The 15,481-nt window shown below is 42.9% G+C and carries 18 protein-coding genes; 10 read left to right on the top strand and 8 right to left on the bottom strand.

What is annotated here, in order from left to right; all coding sequences use genetic code 11:
- Window positions 1–54: 54 nt before the first annotated feature.
- Entirely contained in the window at window positions 55–1,293 is a 1,239-nt protein-coding gene (locus ABD128_RS07815; protein WP_425545678.1) for a phospholipase effector Tle1 domain-containing protein, read from the bottom strand.
- Between the two features lie 273 nt (window positions 1,294–1,566).
- Between ABD128_RS07815 and ABD128_RS07810 the strand changes: the two genes are divergently transcribed.
- Window positions 1,567–2,151, top strand: coding sequence for a hypothetical protein (locus ABD128_RS07810; RefSeq protein WP_343988893.1), 585 nt, complete (start codon window positions 1,567–1,569; stop codon window positions 2,149–2,151).
- A gap of 16 nt (window positions 2,152–2,167) precedes the next feature.
- Here ABD128_RS07810 and ABD128_RS07805 read toward each other — a convergent pair whose 3' ends face one another.
- The 3 genes from ABD128_RS07805 to ABD128_RS07795 form a co-directional block, all read right to left on the bottom strand.
- Window positions 2,168–2,824, bottom strand: coding sequence for a TetR/AcrR family transcriptional regulator (locus tag ABD128_RS07805; protein ID WP_343988891.1), 657 nt, complete (start codon window positions 2,822–2,824; stop codon window positions 2,168–2,170).
- Complete coding sequence (locus ABD128_RS07800) at window positions 2,824–3,603, bottom strand: outer membrane lipoprotein-sorting protein (RefSeq protein WP_343989388.1); 780 nt, start codon at window positions 3,601–3,603, stop codon at window positions 2,824–2,826. Before ABD128_RS07800 ends, ABD128_RS07805 begins: the two co-directional genes overlap by 1 nt.
- A 72-nt stretch (window positions 3,604–3,675) precedes the next feature.
- Window positions 3,676–6,213: an efflux RND transporter permease subunit gene (locus tag ABD128_RS07795; RefSeq protein ID WP_343988889.1), complete on the bottom strand. Its 2,538-nt coding sequence runs from the start codon at window positions 6,211–6,213 to the stop codon at window positions 3,676–3,678.
- Between the two features lie 158 nt (window positions 6,214–6,371).
- Here ABD128_RS07795 and ABD128_RS07790 point away from each other — a divergent pair, with 158 nt between their 5' ends.
- Together ABD128_RS07790 and ABD128_RS07785 are read left to right on the top strand one after the other, a co-directional pair.
- The gene (locus ABD128_RS07790) at window positions 6,372–6,713 is read left to right on the top strand and encodes a DUF3703 domain-containing protein (RefSeq protein ID WP_343988887.1); all 342 of its coding nucleotides are present in this window, start codon (window positions 6,372–6,374) and stop codon (window positions 6,711–6,713) included.
- 111 nt (window positions 6,714–6,824) lie between these two features.
- Window positions 6,825–7,382 (top strand): DUF1415 domain-containing protein, encoded by a 558-nt coding sequence (locus ABD128_RS07785; RefSeq protein ID WP_343988885.1) that lies wholly within the window; start codon window positions 6,825–6,827, stop codon window positions 7,380–7,382.
- 8 nt (window positions 7,383–7,390) lie between these two features.
- On the opposite strand, the gene ABD128_RS07780 is transcribed toward ABD128_RS07785, so the two are convergent.
- Together ABD128_RS07780 and ABD128_RS07775 are read right to left on the bottom strand one after the other, a co-directional pair.
- A complete protein-coding gene (locus tag ABD128_RS07780; protein ID WP_343988884.1) occupies window positions 7,391–7,807 on the bottom strand; it encodes a hypothetical protein in 417 nt (138 codons plus the stop codon).
- A 128-nt stretch (window positions 7,808–7,935) separates the two neighbouring features.
- Complete coding sequence (locus ABD128_RS07775; RefSeq protein WP_343988882.1) at window positions 7,936–8,601, bottom strand: uracil-DNA glycosylase family protein; 666 nt, start codon at window positions 8,599–8,601, stop codon at window positions 7,936–7,938.
- A gap of 174 nt (window positions 8,602–8,775) precedes the next feature.
- Here ABD128_RS07775 and ABD128_RS07770 point away from each other — a divergent pair, with 174 nt between their 5' ends.
- Together ABD128_RS07770 and ABD128_RS07765 are read left to right on the top strand one after the other, a co-directional pair.
- On the top strand, window positions 8,776–8,991 hold the full coding sequence (locus tag ABD128_RS07770) for a helix-turn-helix domain-containing protein (protein WP_343988880.1): 216 nt from the start codon (window positions 8,776–8,778) through the stop codon (window positions 8,989–8,991).
- Between the two features lie 26 nt (window positions 8,992–9,017).
- Window positions 9,018–9,614 carry a hypothetical protein gene (locus ABD128_RS07765; RefSeq protein WP_343988878.1) on the top strand — a complete coding sequence of 199 codons (597 nt, stop codon included), beginning with the start codon at window positions 9,018–9,020 and terminating at the stop codon, window positions 9,612–9,614.
- A 25-nt stretch (window positions 9,615–9,639) separates the two neighbouring features.
- Here ABD128_RS07765 and ABD128_RS07760 read toward each other — a convergent pair whose 3' ends face one another.
- Window positions 9,640–10,467, bottom strand: a complete 828-nt coding sequence (locus ABD128_RS07760; protein ID WP_343988876.1) for an RluA family pseudouridine synthase — start codon at window positions 10,465–10,467, stop codon at window positions 9,640–9,642.
- A 44-nt stretch (window positions 10,468–10,511) separates the two neighbouring features.
- Between ABD128_RS07760 and ABD128_RS07755 the strand changes: the two genes are divergently transcribed.
- A complete protein-coding gene (locus ABD128_RS07755; RefSeq protein ID WP_343988874.1) occupies window positions 10,512–11,294 on the top strand; it encodes a class I SAM-dependent methyltransferase in 783 nt (260 codons plus the stop codon).
- Window positions 11,295–11,313: 19 nt separating this feature from the next.
- Window positions 11,314–11,598, top strand: coding sequence for a peptidylprolyl isomerase (locus ABD128_RS07750; protein WP_343988872.1), 285 nt, complete (start codon window positions 11,314–11,316; stop codon window positions 11,596–11,598).
- 6 nt (window positions 11,599–11,604) lie between these two features.
- Here the strand turns inward: ABD128_RS07750 and rsmD are convergent, their stop codons facing one another.
- Entirely contained in the window at window positions 11,605–12,207 is a 603-nt protein-coding gene (gene rsmD, locus ABD128_RS07745) for a 16S rRNA (guanine(966)-N(2))-methyltransferase RsmD (RefSeq protein WP_343988870.1), read from the bottom strand.
- Between the two features lie 102 nt (window positions 12,208–12,309).
- On the opposite strand from rsmD, the gene ftsY reads away from it, so the two are divergent.
- The 3 genes from ftsY to ftsX are packed head-to-tail and all read left to right on the top strand — an operon-like array spanning window position 12,310 to window position 15,420.
- Window positions 12,310–13,734, top strand: a complete 1,425-nt coding sequence (ftsY, locus tag ABD128_RS07740) for a signal recognition particle-docking protein FtsY (protein WP_343988868.1) — start codon at window positions 12,310–12,312, stop codon at window positions 13,732–13,734.
- Window positions 13,735–13,759: 25 nt separating this feature from the next.
- Window positions 13,760–14,440 carry a cell division ATP-binding protein FtsE gene (ftsE, locus tag ABD128_RS07735; RefSeq protein ID WP_343988866.1) on the top strand — a complete coding sequence of 227 codons (681 nt, stop codon included), beginning with the start codon at window positions 13,760–13,762 and terminating at the stop codon, window positions 14,438–14,440.
- Window positions 14,437–15,420, top strand: a complete 984-nt coding sequence (gene ftsX / locus ABD128_RS07730; RefSeq protein WP_343988864.1) for a permease-like cell division protein FtsX — start codon at window positions 14,437–14,439, stop codon at window positions 15,418–15,420. The genes ftsE and ftsX overlap by 4 nt, the downstream gene beginning before the upstream one ends.
- Window positions 15,421–15,481 lie beyond the last annotated feature (61 nt).

Genomic DNA, 15,481 nt, shown 5'->3' with positions numbered 1-15,481 from the left:
TTTCTGCGACTAGCTAAGTTTTCTGTATTAATTTCAGCACCATTTGCATACATATTATGCATTTTCGTCAGGCTGCACTGCAAACGTAGAGTCATTCGGGAAAATAGTTCTAATTTCTCCGACATCAGGCTCATTAGCTAAATCAGAAAAGTATTTCGTAGGTTTATATATAGGCGCTCTATCTTCTGCGTCAACATCAGATTGATGTACAACTTTTGCATAGATATCACGTTCTTTTGAAGCGGGATAAATATTACCGTTTAATACTGATTCCCAGTAATCTTGGAGCTCTGAAGGGATATCGTATTCTTTTCCACCTGGTAGGTCATCAAATGGTACGCTAGATGAGATCGCTTTCTTATGCATTAATCTTAAGTATACGTTAGACAGAGTATTAGTAACCTTTTTCTTTCCAACTAACCAAATTTTTCTGCCGAACCTTTCTTCGCTAATGTTATAACCGAGCTTCCAGTATGCTTGCCTTATTTTCTCAATTTCAACCTCTGTATATCGTTCAACTTTTCGATATTGATTACTTAAGTGTGGATAGGCTCTGTCATAACCACCAATTCTCGCACCCGGAACCTCTTTATACTCTGAAATCCAGTCTAATTTATTCTCTATTTCACCCTCATCTTCAGCATATCCCCCACCAATATCAGAGTGAACACCTATATAGGTTTTTTGATTTAAGAAACCACCATCGTTAGGCTCTAAACTACTTAATGGAAAATTTTTCCGAACTTCATCTCTTGCCACAAAATGTTCTATGTAATCAGCAGAAGCAGAACTTAAATGGAAGTTAAAGTCTTTGATAATGTCTTTGTAGTATGGCGCCTCTACAATTCGTCGACCTCTTCTGACTCTCCTTTGTCCTTGATATTCCGAGACTTTATATCGATTAATATTATCGCCAGCCTCATCGTCCGATATTAAGTCGGTAGGATCCAGCGCTCCTATCCAACTTCCAGCAAAAGATGCCACTGTGTCATAAATTCCTACGAAGCCAACCTTAACATTCGGTCCAGCAGCACGATCATGTAGCTCATTTATAAAATGTCTCGCTTGCGCAGCACCACGACTGAAACCAAAAACATCAACAATAAATTCTCTCGAACAAGGTTTTTTATCAAAGAACTTAGCCACGTCTTTTATAGCTTCATGCACTCTTTCAATACCACCTTCACCCAGCGCTAAACCACTAAGAACATCATCCTTTTCATTAATTGTACCGACGCCATTTTTGTATATCCTGTTATATTTAGCTAATTTTTGGTTATCATCTTTTTCCATATAAGAATCGTAAAGCTTTGCAATATTCGACATCTTATTAGCCACTGCCAGTAGATGTACTACTCTAGAAGAACCGACTTACACTTGTGATATAGCACACATGACCTCTGGGCTTTTTGTTTTGAACTATAAAGAGAAGGTCTTAATCGACAACGATTTCATGCTGATGGTTATCAAAAACTAATGGACAAGTTATATCAACTTAATGAGAATCGATTAATCAGCACACCCAGATTCTCGACACATTATTTAATATGTTATGGAGTCTAAACCTTGAGCAAGGAAGCGCAATTTGGTGAGCCTTTGACTCCCAAAATGAAAGTCTTATCACTTTTTATCATACCTGTTTATATCGCAATGATCGTTTTTTCAATTAGTAAAGTGAACTTCTTTACTTTCGAAATGTTTCAACGCATAAGCTCAGGTAGTTTCTATGTCGAAGCATCGAGCATGGGTCCTTTCCTGATACTTTCAGTGCCATGTCTTGCTTGCCTTATCTTGATAACCATATTTAACTTTAGAGAAAACGTCTCTCAAAAATTAAAGACTCGGTTAGGAATTACTTTTGCTATCTCTGGCATACTCGCAGTTGCTAGTAAGCTAGTGATGTGGCCAATAGTCATGTACCAAATCAATAAATATGACTATAGTTACTGCTTCTTCTATTCGCAAAGCAATATCCATAGTCCTTCTGTATATGTAAAGCATCCTAAATATTGCCTTAAAAGTTCACGTAGCGTTAGAGAGGAGCTTTTTGCTTGGTTTGATCAGCAGGAAGAGGCTGGAGTTGAGGTGCAACCCATTGAGGTGCTGAAGAAAATCCAAGAGCTTAAGCAAGAAAAAGGAACTGACTGGTAGCTCTACTCGTGTTTGCTTAGGCTCTAAGGCTTTCTAAATAGTCTTGCAGGCATTCGCCAGCATCATAGAAGGCGGCATCACTCATATAACATTTGCATTGCCCAATAATGCCTTCCATGGTTGCGATTAGGAATCGCGCTACATTTTTTGGCTTTAATGAAGTCTTAACCTGTTGAAGTCGTTGGCCTCGCTCTAAAAGCTCGGCTAGCGCTTGGTGCCATTCATCCCAGATTGCAACAATTCGCGTTCTGAAGGATTCATCAAGCGGTGACATTTCTTGGGTTAGGTTGTTCAGCGGACACCCTGTATGCAGTTCACACGCCGTCATTTCGTCGCGAGCTTCTTTTAACAGTTCTATTAAACCATCAATGGAGTGCTCGATATTTTGTAATGGCGTTATCCAGCGCTCATAAATCCAAGGCCTCAAAACTTCGTCAATAACCGCGTGGCCAAGCTCTTTTTTGCTCACAAAGTGATGATAGAAAGCGCCCTTTGTCAATCCGGTTTTCTTCAAAACCCCGTCTACACGGAGACCCTGATAACCCTTAAGAAGAATCTCCTCAAAGGCTGTATCAAGTATTTTCTGGCGTGTGACGTCGGCATTCCTAGTGCTGAGCTTGTCAGCACTTTTGTCCACAGTGTCACACGCCATCTTCTTTACATCCACAGTCATTATCGCGCTCTTTTTAAACTGCTTTTGTTAAAATCTTTTTCATCGAGTCCAGTGTTAAACTGATAGTCCGACCAAGTCACGACGGTGCTTTTGCCCGTTTGGTGATTTGTCATCACTTGTTTGTGACCACGCCAGAACTTGTCTAGATAAAGCTTATAATCAGACACATTCATAGTTTTAAGTGCGTCGCCCTTCTTGTCGAAAAACTCGATGCGATGAACTCTGAAATGCTCTTGATCGACCCAGGTGATAGTCTTGCTATAACCCGAGTTATCATATTTTGGGTAAGACTCAACAACATACACTTTCTCTCCATTGAGCTCGTCTTCGCGTACAAATTTATAGTCATACTTTTCTACTTCGAACGATGACAGGTCTTCATAGGCAAACTCACTGCCCATCCAAGGACCTGATTTGTTTGACGAAGAAATACGCTTCACACGCTTGAGCGCTGGCAAGTATAGCCACTGGTCATCATTACCTTCGATGTGCGAATAGGTTAAAAATGCAGTTCCTTCGACATCTCTTGGTTCATCAAAAATACTCAGCCCTTTATCACCATCGCCGTCGACTTCTAAACTTTTCACGCGTACTTTGCGATCTGTTTCACTACCGCCCTTGTCGCGCAACGTCATGACCATCTTTGCTTCGCTATCGTCCCAGCCTGTATTATGAGCTTTCATTTCTTGTGCGATGGCTAGGCCTTTTTGTTGTGGATCGCTAATTGCTGCGATGCGCTTATTCGCCTCGCCTGCCTGCAGGTTGCTACTGGCTAGCATAACGGTAGCCGTGATTAATAAACTTTGTAATACTTTACTTTTCACCAATAACTCCTTATTGATTGTTTCAATTTAAACTTTTTTGCTTCGGTTCTTTCTGTCGACCAGCATCAAAAGCGGTGGTAACAGTAAGAAATCTATTATTAATGCTGCCGCCAAGGTTATGGCAGTCAAAATACCCATGTGGCTGTTCATCACATAATGTGACATGCCCAAGACTAGAAAGCCTAACACTAAGACAATAGTGGTTACGGTCAGTGCCATACCCACTGTTTGGAAGGCATATTTTACGGCTTGATGCGAATCCAGCCCTTTTTCTCGTCGCGCACGTAGGTATTTACTCAAAAAATGCACCGTATCATCGACCACAATTCCCAGGGTCATCCCAGTTACAACCGACAAGCCCATACCAACTTGGCCTTGGAAGATGCCCCAAATCCCGAAAGCCACCGCCATTGGTATAATATTTGGAATAAGGCTCAAAAGGCCTAATTTAAAGGACTTTAATGCAACCATAAGTAATAACGAAATTAAGACTAACGCCCAAGCGGTTCCTTTTAGCATGGAATAAATATTGTTTTGCCCAACGTGGGCGAACATGACGCCAGGGCTTGAGCCTAGCACTTCGTATTCAGGGGCATTCTGCTCAAACCAAGTAGCGAATCGCTCTTCTAGTGCCAACACTTCTAGGCTCGATAAGTTGTGCAGTGCGATTTGTACGCGCGTTCCTGCTTTATCACTGCTCACCTGATTGGTAAGGTCCATTCCTTTTGGTAACGACATTTCGTACATTAGCGTAAACTGTGCGGTCAGCTCACGGATCCGCTTATTGAGATCGACGCCCTCTTCCGGTTCTTTGAGCACCTCGTTACAATTTTCGCTCAAGCTTTTTTCCGGCAAGGCATAACATTTATCACGATCGGCATTCATGCTTTTGTTCAGACGCTTCATGACGTCGGTGTAACTTTGCACATGAATCACTTCCGGCTGCGCCTCGGCATACTCCACAAAGTCCTGTAGTGTGGCCATAAATGTGGGTTCATGGATGCCATTCTCAGAGCCACTTTGCACGCTGTAGTACATGGTATACAGACCAGTTAAGTGCTCAGTGGTGTAATCAGAATCCACACGGAAATCTATAGTTTCATCGAAGTATTTTACGAACTCATCGTTCAGCTCATTCTTTGGTAAGAAGGCAATAAGTCCAATACAAACGACCGTCATTAACGGCAATAGCAGCTTACGCTTAGCCACCACAAAGTCCGCAAACTGATCCATTTTTTCATGTTTGGTTGAACGGCCAGGAGCGACCTTCGTTGGCATTAACATGGTAAATGCTGGCAAGAACGTAATGGAGAAGATAAACGCAAATATCACCCCAACCGCAACCACGTTACCGAGATCTTGTAGCGGTGGCACATCACTAAAATTCATGGTCAAGAAACCAATCACCGTGGTAATACTGGTTAAGAAAATCGGCATCATATTGATGCGAATACTCTCGACCATAGCGTCCTGCTTGGCCATGCCATTACGCAGGTTTTGCATATAGGTCACAAGCAAGTGCACTGAGTCTGCGACCGCCATGGTCGCCACCACCGTCGGTACGGAGAACACCGGAGCTGTGAGGAAAATCCCTAACCAGCCTTCCACGCCCATGGCGCCTGCAATTGAAAAAATGATAACCAAGACACTGCCAATGGTGCCGCTGACACTGCGCACCATAAAAAATAGCGCGAGTGGAATAACTAGAAGCAACATGATCGGTGTCAATGTCATCATGTCGCCAAGTCCAGTCTCGGCAAATGCGGTGTTCATCATCACCACGCCGGTTAAGCGAACCTCTAAGTTGGGGTTACGCTCTTCTACCTGCTTTTGTAACTGGCGCACATAATCTGCAACTTTTTTGGTTGCGGTTAGGATTTCAGTCTTCTTGGTATCTCGCTCTTCTCCTTCTAAACCTTCGAGATCTTTGTCATCCGGCATTTGTACCGTGATGTTCACCGCAGTAACTGTTCCCTCTGGGTTAATCATCCGGTTAACCACTTGTGGCTCGTTGACCACAATATTTTCAAGACGCTTAAGTTGTTTCTCGCTTAAGCCATCGATCATGTCAGCTGTAACGGACTGGTGTTCACAAGTACTATCAAAATCATCTGATTTTGCAGGTACGCAGAGCAAAGCACCAACCAACATATAATCTTCGTCTTCTGGCGTTACCCAGGTGTGTTGATAGTTGGTTATCGAATCTACACGCGTGGAGTAAGGAGTTTGCCATGCTTCTTCGGTCAGCCACTGTACCGTTTTAAGGGTGCTTTTATCGAACACCCTGCCCTCTTTCGGCGTCAGCACCATCATCACATTATCAGCTTTATTATAAGTATCTTGAATGTGATCAAAAGCTATTAATTGTGGGTTATCTTCATCGAAAAACACCCTATAATCAGGCTTTATCTCCAAAAATCTTGCACCATAAATTGCGCCCAGCAATAAAATGATGGATGCCAGAAGCACAAGCCAAGGATGGTTCACAACATATTTTGCATAACGGATGGTTTTAGACGTTTCTTTTGATGGCGCGTTATTATTTGAACGTTCTTGATTTGACATGATTTATCCTTTGCCCTGCAACCTCATCGCTGGTTGATAATCGTTGATTAATAATTGCGCGGATGCAAGAGCTCTGATCAGTCACTAAAGTGAGTTGCTATTTAATAACAAACCAACTAGTCTGTCAAACTACAAAAAGATGACTTTTACCCCTGCTTATGACTAAGCCTAGCCTCAAAGAAAAGTATTTAGAAGAGCTGAACCTAGGAAAGCAACTATATGATAATAAACAATATTCTGATGCCTTTCACCACTTTGAACGCGCCCACATCCTCGGACAACCCCACTATTTTCGTCATGTACGAAGCCATTATTGGATGCTTCGAGTTGGCATCAAAAAAGCTCATTTTCGTGAAATAGTCGATCAAATTATCAGAATGATTGGCTCGGCAGGCTCATTGTTTGGCAAGTACCCTGTCGGCAACACCGGTGGCGCTAATGTATCTCCCTTTAAGCCCATGCCTATTCCTGAGGATTTAAAGCCCTATTTCGAGCAATAAACCCCACTGATACAAAGTCATTTGATGCCGCAGTTCTACCAATAAAACTGGCGAAGACTTCTTTTTAGTGGACTGATACAATCGGGATAACTCAAATCAAGCAGCAAACTAATGGCCGATCTCCCTAAAGACAACATCATCGCAAGTGTACGTTATTGGCTCTCGCAAACCGTTATCGGTTACAATTTTTGCCCTTTTGCAAGACGCGAATTTGTCAAAAATACCATTGAATATACGGTATCTTTGTCGAATAGTATCGAACCTGTGCTCTATGAGCTGGTTGATGAACTAAAAAAGCTTGATGAAAAAAGTACCATTGAAACCAGTTTGATTATCTTGCCACAAGGTTTTGAGTCGTTTGATGACTACCTCGACTTAGTCGATTACAGCAATCAGCTGTTAGAACGCTTGGAGTATAGCGGCATCTACCAAATTGCGACTTTTCACCCTGATTATTGTTTTGATGGTCTGGAGCAAGACGATCAAGGGAATTACACCAACCGATCACCCTATCCAATGCTTCATATTCTGAGAGAATCCAGTCTCGACCGCGCCTTAGAAAACTATGACGATCCTGAGTCTATTCCGGACAATAATGTAAAATTAGCACGCGAGAAAGGTGTTACAGAATTTAAAGATATCCTTAAGCGGTCATTTCGTGAAAAGTGATCGCGTGGTTAACCTTTGTCCTTCTTATAAATAAAGGTATGTATTAGCCCTAATACACTACCAACGATAAATACATAAGCACCTAATCTCACTGGATTTTGTTCGGCACTAAAGCCTTCTATCATAAATTTTAATACTAAAAGTAATGGTAAGAGAATTAACACTATATATATGAATCTTGGTATTTGAGTGACTCTCATGAAGTTCATTAAAGCCAAAGCCACACCTATAGAGCTTACAACCGATAGCAGCCATATGGGTATCTGTAATATTTCACCACCAGTACCAGCTACCTTTATTGTTCTCACAAAGCTTTTGATTCCATGATACTCCTCAAATGACACCACAAACCATGTCAGTGGTATTGAAATTGATATGAGAATTATTGATAAAATTGCTAGTACTATATTGTTGTTACTTTTCATGGGATCCCTTTATTTAATTATAATTAATGCCTTCACCAGTTTTTTCTTGGCAAAACCTAACATTTCTTCTCTGTTAGCGGCACCTTTTCCTCCGCGCTCATCAGTGGTTTGAAAAGGCATATTTTAACCTATGCTAATGAATTATCCAGCCCCAAACCTTCACTGATTTTCTTTTGTAAATCGGGAAGTAACTCTGCTTCAAACCAAGGGTTTTTCTTCAGCCAGATATTATTACGCGGGCTAGGGTGGGGCAGAGGGAAGTAACTGACACTGCACATTAGAAGTTGCTTGTCACTTTTATCGACTTTGACGTCTATTAACTGATCATACTCTCTGTTTTGGAACTTTTGCCAACCTTTAACGACAGGCGTGATAGTTTGTGACTTTTTTATTCCAAGATGCCATTGTAGGGCGTATTGGCCAATCACCACCACCAATTCCAACTGTTTTAACTGAGCTAGCAACTTATTTTGCCATGTTTTAGCGCAAATAGGGCGAGGAGGGAGATCACCTGATTTCCCTTTACCTGGGTAGCAAAAACCCATGGGTAAAATCGCAAACTGTTGCGGATTGTAAAAAGTCTCTTCGTCCACACCTAGCCACTGCCTTAAACGCACACCACTCGCGTCATCAAAAGGGCGTCCCTTTGCATGAGTTACTTGGCCTGGAGCTTGTCCTGCAATTAGTATCTTGGCATCGGGATGAAACTGCAATATAGGCTTTGGTCCCAATGGCAAGTCATCACAAATAGTGCAGGCTAGAACCTCGTCAATCAACTTTTGTTTTTCTTCCATACGTTGCCAGCTTTGTACCAATTAGTAGGGTGTCTTGTTTAATCGTAGCAACTAATTAAGTTGATACCAAATTGCGTGACGCGGCTTAGATTAGGATATGATTAACATTTATTATTTTATGTTTATCGTAAAATATATATTGACATGCATTAAAACCAGATATATTCTCAAGTCATGAAAATACAAATTAACCTTGATGTTGAGATGGCAAAAAACAAAATGTCACTCAAAGAACTTTCACAAAATATCGGTATATCCATGACTAACTTGTCTTTGCTGAAAAACGGTAAGGTCAAAGCCATACGCTTCTCAACCCTAGAAGCTATTTGCAAAGAGTTGTCATGCCAACCCGGCGATATTCTCGAATATGTCGATACCGACTCGAAGTAACGGACTAACACAATATGGAGACCACAATGAAACGTGACTATTTATTACCGGGTATCGTGGCGATATCCCTTGCCATTATATTCCCTGTTTACTGGGTGCTGATGTTTAATTCCCGACTCGAACAAGTCGCCAACTGGGCGGGGCTTATTGAATCCAAGTTAGATATTTATAGTTGGCTATTCTTACTGATTGGTGCTATTTCGATCTATTTGTATGCGTATTTTAAAAAGATCTTGCACGATCAGCTGAATTTTAATGCTATTGACGCTCTTTTGACCTTAATGATCATCAATTCAGCCATCTTCTTCACTGGCGTATTTATTGCAGATGTACTTTCCTATTATGGATTAGCACAGAGCTGGACTACCGCTGGTGTACATATATTTAGCGTTATTTGCATGGTAATTTTCGGCATTCTGGATATAGTGATCGGAATTGTTTTACTGGCCAACAACAAACAAATACCTACATATCTAGTCATTTTAGCCGCCATTTCGATACTTTTAGGGTTGTTTGAGATAAGCGTTATTTTTAGCATTGCGTCGATTATTATTTTCCCAATCTACCTACTGTTTTTAGCCACAGTATTCTTACGCAAACCTGAAACTATAGAAGTGGTTTAACGGTATTTTTACTAAGAGAGCGCAGCTATACTTTATAGTGGCGCTTCTCCCCTGAGATTGGGCATACAAAACTCAACTCACAGGACGTCAGCTGTAAGTCTTCATCACCTTCCACAGCATTTCCATGCAACCTGTCGCCTACAATAGGACAGCCTAAACTGGCTAAATGGCGTCTTATTTGATGCTTTCGACCTGTTTCAATTCTAACTTCCACCAAGCTAGTAGCTTCGTCAGAACTTAACTCTTTAATATGACTTATGGCTGGTTTGTCATCTATGGGCTCATCAATCGTGATATTTTCTTGTGGCAGGCGACCAATGATCTTCGCCTTATAAATTTTTTCGACTTGGCGTTTGGCGAACATCTGCGATAGGGCGGCGGCTGATTTTTTATTATGCGCAAGCACAATTAAACCACTGGCGGCGCGATCGAGCCGATGCACGACAAAGGTTTGACGGTTATAGTCAAAATGCTGCTCAACTAAACGTCCGATAGAGCAATGATCGCCCCATTTCGAGCCTTGCGCCCAGACGCCGTAAGGCTTATTCCATACAGAATAGTCGGCTTCATCTTTTATCAGATTAGGTGATGTTACTGTTTCCGCTAAAACCTCAGGGTTATAATATAAAAACAGCACATTGCCCTCTTTAACTTTGCTGTTTTTACGGCGAATAGGGCGGGCAGCGCCAGTTTTTTCTTTGTTTTTAGACAACCAGACGGCGCCTTTGGTCATGGCATCTTTTATTTTCTGCTTTGACAAACCGCTTTCAGAAGCTAATAATTCTATCGGGTTTTGATCAGACGATGTCACCGAGACCTGTATTTCTATAATTGATGAGTCAGTATCTATCATATTGATTTGCTTATACTTTTCACTTTTTATCTTAGGACTTATTCGTGCCAGTAAAGTTTGCTTTTCTCGCTACATCTCAAGCACCAGAGGCCCCTAGTCTACTGAGGGACTTGCCTGCTGTCACGGACCAAAAAGATGCCGAAGAGTATGACGGCTATTTCAGCTATCAGTATAACGATAATGCCCCCTGTTTAAGCTTTGCTGCTCAGTTAGACGGTAAAGAAGCGAGCTTTAATCTAGCTTTAACCTCAGGCGCTATCGCTTATCGTCGCCAACATGGAGGAGGGCGCAAGCAACACATCGCCAAAGCTTGTGGCCTAAAACATAACTGGAATCCTAGCATTCTCGACGGCACAGCAGGGTTAGGGCGGGATGCGGCCGAACTGCGTAATCTTGGATGTTCCTTGCGCATGATAGAACGCTCGCCTTACGTCGCGAGCCTGCTTGAAGATGCGATTTTACGCGCTAAAGCCTCAGGAGCTGAGTTATTCCAACAGGGCTTTGAGCTGCACCAAGGCCAGTCTGTACAGTTAATAGAAAGCCTTAGCCAAGAGCAGCAGCCGGATATTATCTACCTCGACCCTATGTTTCCACCACGCAACAAAAGTGCCGCTGTTAAAAAAGAAATGCGTCTGGTTAAGTTATTAGTAGGTACCGACCCTGATGCTAATGATTTACTACCGGTCGCCTTGGAGCATGCCAAATATCGTGTCGTGGTTAAACGCCCCAGTTACGCACCTTTCTTAAATGACCAAAAACCCTCTATGAGCATCGAAAGCAAAGGCAATCGTTTTGATGTTTATGTGCTATCATCACCCACATTCTAGTAATAATGATTAAATCGCCATGAAAACTGCCGCCGCCTTACACATACTGGTTAAAACTGAAGCAGAAGCCAAAGCCTTAAAAGATAAAATAGAGAAGGGCGCTGATTTCGCAACGCTAGCCAAAAAGCACTCTATGTGCCCGTCAAAAAAACAAGGCGGTGACCTTGGCGAATTTAGAAAAGGCGCCATGGTGAAACCTTTTGATCAGGCCGTATTCACTAAAGACAGCGATGAGAAAAGTGTTATTGGCCCTGTCAAAACTCGCTTCGGCTACCACCTTATCCGCGTACTTTATACGAGTTAAGACTCTTTAAACTCGGTAAAGCCGATACTGTAACTGACCTGCTTGTTTATCCTTAAGAAGCTCCCAGTTGTCGGGAATGTCGACTTCCAGGTTTTGTTCGATTTCTAAATATACCAAGGCACCCTCTGCTAGCAGGTTAGTTTGCGCTAACTGACCTACAATCTCTTGCGCCAAGCCCTTGTGGAACGGTGGGTCTAAAAAGACGATATCGTAGGGTTGGTGCTCTTGTGATAAAAACTGCTTGGCGTCTTGATGATGCAGGTTGCCGTCGTCTGCTTGAAGTAGCCCTATGTTGGACTCCAGTTGACGCGCTGCTTTTTTATTCAGTTCAACAAAATCCACGCTCGACGCGCCACGGGATAAGGCTTCGATACCAATAGCGCCGGAGCCTGCGAATAAATCCAAACATCGCGCACCTCTGATTTCCGATTGTAGCCAGTTAAAGAGGGTTTCTCTAATTCTATCAAGGCTCGGGCGCAGCCCTTCGACTTCAAAAAACTTGAGCTTTCGGCCTTTCCACTGCCCACCGATTACTCTGAATTGACCACTTTTGTTGTTACTTTTACTAGCTCCTCGATTGTTGTCGAAGAATTTTTCGCGATTGGCCATTGGTTCTCTCCGCGCTGGGTAAAAAGCTGACGTTTGTTCGTCTAAAATGGTAGGATAGCGCTTTTACTGTTTTGAATAAATATTTTACGGATTAATCGGTTCATGAGCGATACAAAATCTAAGAAAAAAGGCCTTTTTGGCTGGTTTGGTAAGAAAGAAGAGTCTGTTGAAACTCAAGAGAACGCCTCACCAGAAAATATTGAGGAAAAGCTTGAGCAGGTTGAAGATGCCATGGATCAGGCTATTGAGCAGGACTTAGAGGAGCACTTGAGCATTGACTCTGGGTCTGATGACAAGCCTCATGACAGTTCACAGTCCGCAGAAGCACCTTTACAAGAACGAGCTAATCAAGCTAATGAGCCCCTCGAACAGGGTGATTCTCTTGCTGACTCTCCTGCTGAAGGGATTAGTGATCCGGCAAGTGATTCTGATCCCCAGCCTAATCTTGAAGACCGAGCGCATCAGGCCGATGAACCCCTGGAGTCCGTTTCTTTAGACGACGATTCCGATGCCGAAGAACAAACCGCTGAAAATTCAGCTACCGCAAACCTATCCGCAGAATCGTCACTTGAAGAAACCCAAGAGAAACCCAGCAAAAAGGGCTTCTTTGCACGCTTAAAGTCTGGATTGAGTAAGACTCGCAGTCAGCTGACAAGTGGCATTGCCGACTTAGTCTTAGGCAGTAAGCAAATTGATGACGAGCTACTCGAAGAGATAGAAACTCAGCTATTAATGGCGGACGTTGGCGTCGAAGCCACCCGTCGTATTATTGACGATCTGACGGAGAAGTCCGATCGCAAAGAGCTCAAAGATGCCGAAGCTTTGATGAATCGACTGCGAGAATTACTATCCGAGATTCTAGCACCTTGTAACGAACCGCTAAAAATTGATCATAAACCACATGTCATTTTAATGGTCGGCGTCAACGGTGTTGGTAAAACAACCACTATTGGTAAGCTCGCAAAAAAATATCAGCAAGAAGGTAAGTCAGTCATGCTAGCTGCAGGTGACACTTTCCGGGCAGCTGCCGTTGAGCAACTTCAAGTCTGGGGCGAGCGTAACAATATTCATGTCACGGCACAGCATACTGGCGCTGATAGCGCCTCGGTCATTTACGATGCGTTGCAATCTGCCCAGCGCCGCGATATTGATATTCTTATTGCGGATACTGCGGGACGACTTCATACCAAATCTAACCTGATGGAAGAGTTGGCAAAAGTAAAGCGCGTTATGCATAAGCTTGACCCGAGTGCTCCTCATGAGGTTATGCTGGTGGTCGACGCAGGCACTGGTCAAAATGCACTAAACCAGGCTGAGCACTTCCATAAAGCCGTCAACCTTACCGGCATAACTATTACAAAACTGGATGGAACTGCAAAAGGTGGTATTATCTTTGCATTAGCCGACAAATTACAAATCCCTATTCGATTTATCGGTGTCGGCGAAGGAATTGATGACTTGAGAGAATTCGATGCGAACGATTTTATTGAAGCATTGTTTAGCTCTGAGTCGAATCAACAAGAATAAACTTACAGGGTTGATACAATTATAAATGATTGAATTCCATCAGGTTTTTAAACGTTACGAAGGTGGCCACGAGGCTTTAAAAGGCGTTAGCTTTGCACTTCCTCGTGGTGAAATGGCGTTTTTAACAGGTCATAGTGGAGCTGGTAAAAGTACGCTTCTAAAGCTCATTGCACTGATGGAGCGCCCAACGCGAGGGCAAATCATTCTTGATGATATCAACATTTCCAACGTCAAAGATCGCCAGATACCTTATCATCGCCGTAAAATCGGCATGATCTTCCAAGATCATCGCCTGCTTTACGATCGCAGTGTTTACGATAACGTTGCCTTACCTCTTATTATCGCAGGCGTGTCCGATCGAGATATTCCAAAACGGGTCCGCGCAGCTTTAGACAAAGTTGGATTATTATCAAAAGAGCGACAACTGCCTATTCAGCTTTCTGGCGGTGAACAGCAGCGCGTGGGTATTGCCCGCGCCGTGGTCAATAAACCACCGCTATTATTAGCCGATGAGCCGACTGGTAACTTAGACCCTGAACTGTCCGAAGACATTATGAATTTGTTTGCGCAGTTCAACCAAGTTGGCGTTAGCGTCCTTATCGCTTCCCACGACCTTGGCTTAATCGCCCGCATGAAACATCCAGTGATTGCCTTAAAAGAAGGCCGCACCATCCGTAACGAGCTGGCGGAGGTGGATTTCGCATGAGTGAGGTTAAAAGCAAAACTAAACGTTCGAGTGCAACGAGTTATAAGATTAGCTTTCGCGATCGCTTTAATACCGCATTAAAACTGCACAAAGAAAACAGCTTACAGACCTTGCTCGACATACTTCGTCAACCGACCAACAGCTTGATGACGATTTTGGTTTTGGCCATTGCTTTAGCGCTGCCATCGGCTTTTTACTTATTTATGACCAACGCTAAAGCGGTTTCACAATCTTGGGACGGTGGCGTTAAAATCTCGGTTTACCTGCAGGATGATGCAACCGAGAATCAAGCCCAAGAACTGCTGACGCAACTGAGTCTACGTCCAGAGTTTGAGCAGGTCACTTTTGTCAGTAAAGAAGATGCGCTACTTGAATTTAAAGAATACTCAGGCATAGGGGATGCTATCTCTTATTTAGATAAAAACCCGCTACCCTTTGCGATTACTCTAACCCCGACGTCTTCTTTCGCCGATCCCAAGTCGCTCGAATCATTGGCACAAGAACTAACCACTTTAGCTCTTGTCGATAAAGCCAAACTCGATAGCGACTGGATTAAGAAGTACAACTCGATTTTGACTATTTCAGAACAAATAGCAACTTTTGTCAGTTTAATGCTAGCACTTGGCGTTCTTTTAATCGTCGGAAACACCATTCGCTTGGCGATTTTGAATCGTCGCGACGAGATTCAAGTAATTAAACTTGTCGGCGCCACCGATGCCTTTATTCGACGCCCTTTTCTATATACAGGATTGTGGTACGGATTAATTGCAGCACTATTGGCCGCACTAATGGTAAATATTGTTTTCGTCTTATTGAAGCAGTCCACGAGTCAGTTAGCTCAGTTGTACAGCAGTGAATTTTCACTATTAGGTTTAGCCCCAAGTTTTACCCTAAGCTTGTTAGTCATAGGCTCTTTGCTTGGCCTTATTGGCGCCTGGGTTTCTGTGCGTAAGCACCTCAAGGACATCAATCCTCAATAGCTTTGGTAACCAGTAACACATACGGTATTTTCTGGGCTAATAGTCAGTATAGATATAATGC

Origin of the sequence: Kangiella japonica (assembly GCF_039523535.1) — a bacterium.
Classification (GTDB): Bacteria; Pseudomonadota; Gammaproteobacteria; order Enterobacterales; family Kangiellaceae; genus Kangiella; species Kangiella japonica.
Note: the sequence above shows the minus strand (reverse complement) of the source record. Positions and strands in the feature narration are given on the sequence as shown.

What these genes read in the sequence shown, in the direction of transcription:
- ftsX (WP_343988864.1), top strand. Translation starts at nt 14,437, where the DNA reads ATGAGTGAGGTTAAAAGCAAAACTAAACGTTCGAGTGCAACGAGTTAT.
- ABD128_RS07775 (WP_343988882.1), bottom strand. Translation starts at nt 8,601, where the DNA reads ATGGAAGAAAAACAAAAGTTGATTGACGAGGTTCTAGCCTGCACTATT.
- ABD128_RS07795 (WP_343988889.1), bottom strand. Translation starts at nt 6,213, where the DNA reads ATGTCAAATCAAGAACGTTCAAATAATAACGCGCCATCAAAAGAAACG.
- ABD128_RS07760 (WP_343988876.1), bottom strand. Translation starts at nt 10,467, where the DNA reads ATGATAGATACTGACTCATCAATTATAGAAATACAGGTCTCGGTGACA.
- ABD128_RS07785 (WP_343988885.1), top strand. Translation starts at nt 6,825, where the DNA reads ATGGCCGATCTCCCTAAAGACAACATCATCGCAAGTGTACGTTATTGG.
- ABD128_RS07750 (WP_343988872.1), top strand. Translation starts at nt 11,314, where the DNA reads ATGAAAACTGCCGCCGCCTTACACATACTGGTTAAAACTGAAGCAGAA.
- ABD128_RS07780 (WP_343988884.1), bottom strand. Translation starts at nt 7,807, where the DNA reads ATGAAAAGTAACAACAATATAGTACTAGCAATTTTATCAATAATTCTC.
- ABD128_RS07815 (WP_425545678.1), bottom strand. Translation starts at nt 1,293, where the DNA reads ATGGAAAAAGATGATAACCAAAAATTAGCTAAATATAACAGGATATAC.
- ABD128_RS07800 (WP_343989388.1), bottom strand. Translation starts at nt 3,603, where the DNA reads ATGCTAGCCAGTAGCAACCTGCAGGCAGGCGAGGCGAATAAGCGCATC.
- rsmD (WP_343988870.1), bottom strand. Translation starts at nt 12,207, where the DNA reads ATGGCCAATCGCGAAAAATTCTTCGACAACAATCGAGGAGCTAGTAAA.
- ABD128_RS07790 (WP_343988887.1), top strand. Translation starts at nt 6,372, where the DNA reads ATGACTAAGCCTAGCCTCAAAGAAAAGTATTTAGAAGAGCTGAACCTA.
- ftsY (WP_343988868.1), top strand. Translation starts at nt 12,310, where the DNA reads ATGAGCGATACAAAATCTAAGAAAAAAGGCCTTTTTGGCTGGTTTGGT.
- ABD128_RS07765 (WP_343988878.1), top strand. Translation starts at nt 9,018, where the DNA reads ATGAAACGTGACTATTTATTACCGGGTATCGTGGCGATATCCCTTGCC.
- ABD128_RS07770 (WP_343988880.1), top strand. Translation starts at nt 8,776, where the DNA reads ATGAAAATACAAATTAACCTTGATGTTGAGATGGCAAAAAACAAAATG.
- ABD128_RS07805 (WP_343988891.1), bottom strand. Translation starts at nt 2,824, where the DNA reads ATGACTGTGGATGTAAAGAAGATGGCGTGTGACACTGTGGACAAAAGT.
- ftsE (WP_343988866.1), top strand. Translation starts at nt 13,760, where the DNA reads ATGATTGAATTCCATCAGGTTTTTAAACGTTACGAAGGTGGCCACGAG.